Source organism: Saliniramus sp., from assembly GCF_035311605.1.
In the GTDB taxonomy this organism is placed as follows: Bacteria; Pseudomonadota; Alphaproteobacteria; order Rhizobiales; family Beijerinckiaceae; genus Saliniramus.
Genome location: NZ_DATGCW010000285.1, coordinates 1 through 6,906, shown reverse-complemented (window position 1 = coordinate 6,906; position 6,906 = coordinate 1). Strand labels below are relative to the sequence as shown.

The window sequence follows — 6,906 nt, the reverse complement described above, 5'->3', positions numbered from 1 at the left end:
CCTGCGCCACCGAGAGCGGTGCGCCGGCGGCGATGCGGATTTGCTCGTTGACGAGATCCACCCCGGTGATCATCTCCGTGACCGGATGCTCGACCTGGATGCGGGTGTTCATCTCGATGAAGTAGAATTCGCCGTTCTCGTAGAGAAATTCGATCGTGCCGGCGCCGCGATATTGCAGCTCCTGCATGGCTCTCGCGCAGATTTCGCCGATACGCGCGCGCTCTTCGTCATTGAGGGCCGGAGAGGGGCTTTCCTCCCAGACCTTCTGATGGCGACGCTGCAGCGAGCAATCGCGTTCGCCGAGATGGATGGCGTCGCCCTCGCCGTCGCCGAGGATCTGGATCTCGATATGGCGCGGCTTCTCCAGGTATTTCTCCATGTAGACTGCGTCGTCGCCGAAAGCCGCTGCAGCCTCCGTGCGCGCTGTCGTATAGGCGTGTTCGAGTTCGCTGGCGTCGCGCGCGACCTTCATGCCGCGCCCGCCGCCGCCCGATGCGGCCTTGATCAGCACCGGATAGCCGATCTCGTCGGCGATGCTCACCGCGTCTTCCGCCGTCTCGATGCCACCCTCCGAGCCCGGGACGCAGGGAATGCCGAGGCGCTTGGCGGTACGTTTGGCCTCGATCTTGTCGCCCATGATGCGGATATGCTCGGCCTTGGGGCCGATGAAGGCGATGTTGTGATCCGACAGCACCTCGGCGAAACCCGCATTCTCCGAGAGAAAGCCGTATCCCGGATGCACTGCATCCGCGCCGGTGATCTCGCAGGCGGCGATCAGCGCGGGAATGTTGAGATAGGAATCGCGCGCCGCCGGCGGGCCGATGCACACGCTCTCATCGGCGAGGCGCACATGCATGGCATCTGCATCCGCCGTGGAATGGACCGCGACCGTGGCGATGCCGAGTTCCTTGGCCGCGCGCAGGATGCGCAGTGCGATTTCGCCGCGATTGGCGATCAGGATTTTATCGAACATGGCGCATCACTCGATGATGAGCAGGGGTTCGCCGTATTCGACCGGCTGCCCGTCCTCGAACAGGATGGCCGTGACGGTGCCGGCATGCGGTGCGACGATGTCGTTGAAGGTCTTCATCGCCTCGACCAGGAGCAGCTTGTCGCCTGTCTCAACATGCTGGCCGATTTCAATGAACGGCTTGGCGTCGGGAGAAGCGCGCCGATAGGCGGTGCCGACCATGGGCGAGGGCACCATGCCGGGATGATCCTTCGGATTGAGCGCCGCGATCGGAGCCGGCTCGGACTTCGCTTCGGCAGGTGCGCTCGCCGCAGGCGCAGGAGCCGGCGCCGGCGCGGGGACATGCATCGACTGCGTGATCTGGCGCGCCACGCGGATGCGCAGATCCCCTTTTTCGACCTCGATCTCGGTCAGATCCGTTTCCGAAATCAATCCGGCGAGCTCTCGCACGAGTTCGGGATCGAAGGGGTTTTTCGTGGCCATTCTCTTCAAACTCCAGTCGGACCGCGTGGTGTCGATTCAGGTCTGTGATGTGCCGGAAGCGGCGGTGAGGGCATCAAGGCCCAGGATGTAGCCGGTCTTGCCGAAGCCGCAGATCACCCCCGCGCAAACCGGTGCAATCATGGATTTGTGGCGAAATGCCTCGCGGGCATAGACGTTGGAGAGGTGGATTTCCACCACTTTCGCGCCACTGCCGCTGATCGCATCGCGCAGGGCGATTGAGCTATGGGTATAGGCGCCGGCATTCAAGAGCACCCCCGCCCCGGCGAGCCCCGCTTCCTGCACCCAGCTCACCAGATCGCCCTCGTGATTGGATTGCCGGCAGGTGAGCGCGATTCCGCGAGCCGCTGCGTGCGTCTGCAGCATCGCCTCGATATCGGCCAGCGTGTCTGCCCCGTAGATCTGCGGCTCGCGCTGACCGAGCAGGTTCAGATTGGGGCCGTTGAGCAGGAATATTGCGGTCATGCTGGCGTTGCGGGCTCCGGGGACGGTTATGTGCGCAAGGGCGCGCGAACCTGCACGCCGACCTGCGCGCTCTCCATAACCCCTGAAACACTTTCCGAAAAGGATTTTTCGCCGCAAGATCGCGCGCGGGCAGGGTCATCCCGTTGTTTTTCACGGGATGGACGGGGCCGGAACCGACCTGCGGCGATGACTGCGACGGCATCGCTCAGCGCTTGATTTCGATCTCCACGAAGACGACCGGCGCATTCGAATTGTTCACGATGTTGTGTTCCGTGCCACAGGCGCGCGCATAGCTCTCACCGGTTCGGATCTCGTAATCGCGCTCGCCTTCGCTGTCGACGACGGTGAGCGTGCCACCCTGTACCGGTACGACCGCATACGGCCAGGCATGGCGGTGCCAGCCTGTTTCCGTTGCAGGTGCAAAGGTCCAGCGCGTGATACGCATCCTGTCGTCCTCAGCCTGCAATTCCGATACTGCCTTGTGCATGCTGTCTCCTCCTCGCATACCGATGGGCGCCGAACCCGGTTCGCGGCACGTTGTCGTGGCTGCCTGAGAACGCTTCAGATTACCAAAAGTTCATGCCCCGGTGAAACCCGCGTAAGCCGCCATACGTAGATTGCGGAGAAACGAATACGTCAGATAGCCCGAAACGGAGAGAGAAACCGTATGCAGATCAGAATCCTTACCCGCAGGAACCTTGGCATTGCAACCGCTGCGGCGCTCGGCGCCCTGGTGGCAGGGTCCGGAATCGGCCTCGTCGGCAGCTACCCGCAAGCCGGTGCCGAGCCCTTGCGTCTCGAAGAGCCCGTCCGGATGCCCTCCTTCGCCGATGTCGTCGAGCGCGTCAGTCCTGCCGTGGTCTCGGTGCGCGTGACCATCGAGCGTGAGCAGGCCGAGCGCAGCGAGACCCGGCGCGGACCACGCGGCGGGCCGGGCCAGCAATTCGGCATGCCCGACCTTGATCCCGACCATCCGCTCTACGAGTTCTTCCGCCGCTTCGAGGAATTTGGCTTCGGCTTCAGTCCCGGGCCGCGCGGTGAGGAACCTGCCCCGCAGCGTCCGCCGCGTCGTGCCGCGTCCCAGGGCTCGGGCTTTTTCATCTCCGGCGACGGTTACGTGGTAACAAACGACCATGTGGTCCGCAACGCCACGACAGTGGAAGTCATGCTCGATGATGGGACGCGTTTCGATGCGGAAGTGGTCGGGAATGATCCACGCACGGACCTCGCCCTGCTCAAGATCGATGCACCTGATGAGGATTTCCCCTACGTGAACCTGGCCGACGAGCGCAGCCGCATCGGCGACTGGGTCGTGGCGATCGGCAACCCGTTCGGGCTGGGCGGGACCGTGACGGCTGGTATCATCTCGGGAGAGGCGCGCGATATCGGCGCCGGACCTTACGATGAGTTTCTGCAGATCGACGCCCCCATCAATCGCGGCAATTCCGGCGGACCGACCTTCAATCTGGCCGGTGAAGTGATCGGTGTGAATACGGCAATCTTCTCACCCTCGGGTGGCAATGTCGGCATCGCCTTCGCCATTCCCGCCCATGTCACGAGCGATGTCGTCACGGCGCTGATGGAACGGGGCGAGGTTATCCGGGGTTATCTCGGTGTGCAGATCCAGCCGGTTACACAGGAAATCGCCGAGGCCATGGGCCGGGACGGCACGCGCGGTGCACTGGTGGCGCAGCCGCAGCCCGGCAGCCCCGCCGATGATGCGGGGCTCGAATCCGGCGATATCATCCTCTCGGTGGATGGCGAAAGCATAGCCGATCACCGGGCTCTGTCACGGCGGATCGCCGATATTGATCCGGGCACGGCGGTCACGCTGGAGATCGTGCGCCGCGGCGACATCCGTGAAATCAGTGTCGAGATCGGGCGTCTGACCGACGCCTGATCCGAGCGGGTCGGGCCGCAATCCGGGACCATGCCCCCCAGCCCCCGGTGCGCGGCCCGGCCCTGCTTCAAGCGCTGTCGCAAACGGATGCGCCTTTGCTATCATGATCGCATGAAGATACTCATCATCGAAGACGACCAAGAGGCGGCCGCCTATCTCGCCAAGGGTTTGCGTGAGACCGGCCATGTTGCCGACATCGCTCATGACGGCCTCGACGGCTATGCGCTCGCTGAAGCTGGCGGGCACGACGTGCTCATCGTCGATCGCATGCTCCCCAAGCTCGATGGGCTCTCGCTGATCCGCTCCCTGCGCGAACAAGAGATCACCACGCCGGTTCTGATCCTTTCGGCCCTCGGACAGGTCGATGACCGGGTCAAGGGGTTGCGCGCGGGCGGGGATGATTATCTGCCCAAGCCGTATGCCTTCTCCGAACTGCTCGCCCGGATCGAGGTGCTCGCCCGGCGCGGTTCCGGCAAGGCGGAAGCGGAGCCGACGCGGTTCGCAGTCGGTGATCTCGTCCTCGACAGGCTCTCGCGCTCGGTTACCCGTGCGGGGCAGGCCATCGAGTTGCAGCCGCGCGAGTTTCGCCTGCTGGAATACCTGATGCGTCATGCAGGGCAGGTGGTGACGCGCACGATGCTTCTGGAGAATGTCTGGGATTATCATTTCGACCCGCAGACCAATGTCATCGACGTGCATGTCTCGCGCCTTCGCGGGAAGATCGATCGCGGTTTCGACCACGCCATGATCCAGACCATACGCGGCGCCGGCTACATGTTGCGTGAACCGGCGAGGGACGGCTGAGTGGGCGGCTTTCTTGACAGTCTCGGCAAGCTCCTGCGCACGAGCGCCTTCAAGCTCTCGGCCTTCTATCTCGTCATCTTCGCCGTGACGATCTTCCTGACGCTGGGCTATGTCACCTGGAACGCGCAACGCCTCGTCAATCAACAGATGGTCTCGACAATCGAGGCCGAGATCACCGGTCTCGCCGAGCAGTTCGAGCGCGGCGGCCTGCCGCGCCTGATCCGCAGCATCAATCGTCGCTCACGCAGCCCCTCCGCCTCGCTCTACCTGATCACGACCCGCACCGGGCGCCCTGTCGCTGGCAATGTCGAGGCGGTTTCCCCGCGCCTGCTGGCGCAGCCGGGTCAGCATCGTATCAGTTACGAGCGGGTGAGCGGCGAGGACGGGATGCGGATCCACCGGGCGCTTGTGCGGGTCTACCACTTGCCTGGTGGCAATCGCCTGCTCGTGGGGCGTGACATCGAGGAGAACGAGCGCATGCGCGACGTGGTGCGCCGTGCGTTCGTCTGGTCGCTCTTCTGGGTCTTTCTCTTCGGCGGCGTCGGCGGCTGGATCGTGGCCAAGCGTCTGCTCGGGCGGGTCGAGGCGATGACCTTGACCACGCGCTCGATCATGGCTGGCGATCTCGGCGGGCGCCTCGCCATTGCCGGCACGGGCGACGAACTCGACCGGCTGGCCGAGAGCCTCAACACCATGCTCGGGCGGATCGAGGAACTGATGGCCGGCATGCGGCAGGTTTCCGACAACATCGCCCATGATCTCAAGACGCCGCTCACGCGCCTGCGTAACCGCGCCGACGGCGCCCTGCGCGAGGCGCGCACGCCCGAGGAATTGCGTGCCGCGCTGGAAGGTGCGATCGAAGAGGGTGACAATCTGATCCGCGTCTTCGATGCGCTCCTGATGATCGCACGGCTCGAAGCCGGCAATGCCGGGGATCTGGTGCGTGACTTCGATGCTGCGGACATCGCCACCGATGTCGCCGAGCTCTATGACGCCGTCGTCGAGGAAGCCGGCATGCGGCTCGACGTGCAGATCGCACCTGATCTGCCTTTGCGCGGCTCACCGGAACTGTTGGCGCAGGCGCTGAGCAATCTGATCGACAACGCGCTGAAATACGCCGCACCGGACGGTGATCACGCCGTGGCTGGTCCGATCCGGCTCGTCGCGGAGCGCGCGGATGACCGGGTGCGTATCAGCCTGCGTGATCACGGGCCGGGCATTCCCGAAAAGGAGCGCGAGCGCGTGCTGGGGCGCTTCATCCGCCTCGAGCATTCACGCAACCGCCCCGGTTTCGGCCTTGGACTTTCCCTCGTCGCAGCCGTGGCGCGGTTGCACGGTGGCACGCTGCGGCTGGAGGATGGGGCACCGGGACTCGTCGCGGTACTGGACTTGCCGGCAGAGGGCGGATCGTGAAGTTGCCGGCCATCGGGCGGGTCGCGTCAGAGCCGGATCGCACTCGTCCTTCCCGCGAGGCCTGAACGGATATTCGCACCTGTGCGATGGTCGTCTCACCCGGCAGGACGACATCATCCAAGTCTGTCCAAGTCTGTCCAAGTCTGTCCGGGTCTGTCCGAGACTGTCCGGGTCTCGGGCCTTCCGATCGGATCTGACCAGTTCCCCGGTGCCTTCGCGTCACGCGGTCTCGCGGATCATCAGGCCCACAAACCCGAAGCCGCTTCGCTTGCAGAGATCTGGACCGGTCCGCAACGCCACTCGTGGTTCCGCTTTCAGTTCAAGCGGGCGGATTCCAGCGTCGCGCGCAAGTCGCGCTGGAAGGCAGCCGTGCCTGCCTCCGCGTCCTCGATGGCTTCTGCGACCAGTTTCTTCTGTGCCGTAGTGACGTCGTCGAGATCGCGTGAGCCTGTGAGGCTGAGGACGAATTCCTGCTGATGCGCGATCCAGCGCGTCATGCATGCATTCAAGCCGAGGGCGCAGGCCATCGGCATGTCGAACATGGTTACGCGCCAGTAATGCATCATCACGGGCGCGATCCCCATCGGATCAAATTCGGTTTCGGTCCTCTTGTTGCTCGGCATGACGGCTTCCTCAAGGCGCTGGCGTCGACATTTCCGGTGCAGTTTCGATGCCAATTGTGACGCCTTGATGTTTGCGGCGTCGGGGACGGATCGACTTCGCGTTGCGCCCATGGCCGCGACGCTTGCCTCAACATGTCCCGGCAAAGGCGGCGAGCTCGGAATCAAAGCGGGCCTGATCCTCGATGAAGGGCATATGGCCGGCGCCCTCATACCAGGAGATGCGCGTATTC

Annotated in this window: 8 protein-coding genes; 3 read left to right on the top strand and 5 right to left on the bottom strand. The window is 64.1% G+C overall.

What is annotated here, in order from left to right:
- The 4 genes from VKP01_RS12880 to VKP01_RS12865 form a co-directional block, all read right to left on the bottom strand.
- Positions 1 to 973: biotin carboxylase N-terminal domain-containing protein (locus VKP01_RS12880; RefSeq protein ID WP_324412903.1), on the bottom strand; the 973-nt coding region annotated here is incomplete at its 3' end.
- 6 nt (positions 974 to 979) lie between these two features.
- Positions 980 to 1,453 carry an acetyl-CoA carboxylase biotin carboxyl carrier protein gene (gene accB, locus VKP01_RS12875; RefSeq protein ID WP_324412901.1) on the bottom strand — a complete coding sequence of 158 codons (474 nt, stop codon included), beginning with the start codon at positions 1,451 to 1,453 and terminating at the stop codon, positions 980 to 982.
- Between the two features lie 36 nt (positions 1,454 to 1,489).
- On the bottom strand, positions 1,490 to 1,936 hold the full coding sequence (aroQ, locus tag VKP01_RS12870) for a type II 3-dehydroquinate dehydratase (protein ID WP_324412899.1): 447 nt from the start codon (positions 1,934 to 1,936) through the stop codon (positions 1,490 to 1,492).
- A 205-nt stretch (positions 1,937 to 2,141) separates the two neighbouring features.
- Positions 2,142 to 2,423 (bottom strand): cupin domain-containing protein, encoded by a 282-nt coding sequence (locus tag VKP01_RS12865; RefSeq protein ID WP_324412897.1) that lies wholly within the window; start codon positions 2,421 to 2,423, stop codon positions 2,142 to 2,144.
- Positions 2,424 to 2,603: 180 nt separating this feature from the next.
- Between VKP01_RS12865 and VKP01_RS12860 the strand changes: the two genes are divergently transcribed.
- The 3 genes from VKP01_RS12860 (at position 2,604) to VKP01_RS12850 (ending at position 6,053) form a co-directional block, all read left to right on the top strand.
- Positions 2,604 to 3,836 (top strand): trypsin-like peptidase domain-containing protein, encoded by a 1,233-nt coding sequence (locus VKP01_RS12860; protein ID WP_324412895.1) that lies wholly within the window; start codon positions 2,604 to 2,606, stop codon positions 3,834 to 3,836.
- 111 nt (positions 3,837 to 3,947) lie between these two features.
- Positions 3,948 to 4,640 (top strand): response regulator transcription factor, encoded by a 693-nt coding sequence (locus tag VKP01_RS12855; protein WP_324412893.1) that lies wholly within the window; start codon positions 3,948 to 3,950, stop codon positions 4,638 to 4,640.
- Positions 4,641 to 6,053: an ATP-binding protein gene (locus VKP01_RS12850; protein WP_324412891.1), complete on the top strand. Its 1,413-nt coding sequence runs from the start codon at positions 4,641 to 4,643 to the stop codon at positions 6,051 to 6,053.
- Positions 6,054 to 6,367: 314 nt separating this feature from the next.
- Here VKP01_RS12850 and VKP01_RS12845 read toward each other — a convergent pair whose 3' ends face one another.
- Positions 6,368 to 6,676, bottom strand: coding sequence for a hypothetical protein (locus VKP01_RS12845; protein WP_324412889.1), 309 nt, complete (start codon positions 6,674 to 6,676; stop codon positions 6,368 to 6,370).
- Between the last annotated feature and the right edge of the window lie 230 nt (positions 6,677 to 6,906).

Coding starts and splice junctions, on each gene's coding strand:
- VKP01_RS12865 (WP_324412897.1), bottom strand. CDS start 2,423: ATGCACAAGGCAGTATCGGAATTGCAGGCTGAGGACGACAGGATGCGT.
- accB (WP_324412901.1), bottom strand. CDS start 1,453: ATGGCCACGAAAAACCCCTTCGATCCCGAACTCGTGCGAGAGCTCGCC.
- aroQ (WP_324412899.1), bottom strand. CDS start 1,936: ATGACCGCAATATTCCTGCTCAACGGCCCCAATCTGAACCTGCTCGGT.
- VKP01_RS12845 (WP_324412889.1), bottom strand. CDS start 6,676: ATGCCGAGCAACAAGAGGACCGAAACCGAATTTGATCCGATGGGGATC.
- VKP01_RS12860 (WP_324412895.1), top strand. CDS start 2,604: ATGCAGATCAGAATCCTTACCCGCAGGAACCTTGGCATTGCAACCGCT.
- VKP01_RS12855 (WP_324412893.1), top strand. CDS start 3,948: ATGAAGATACTCATCATCGAAGACGACCAAGAGGCGGCCGCCTATCTC.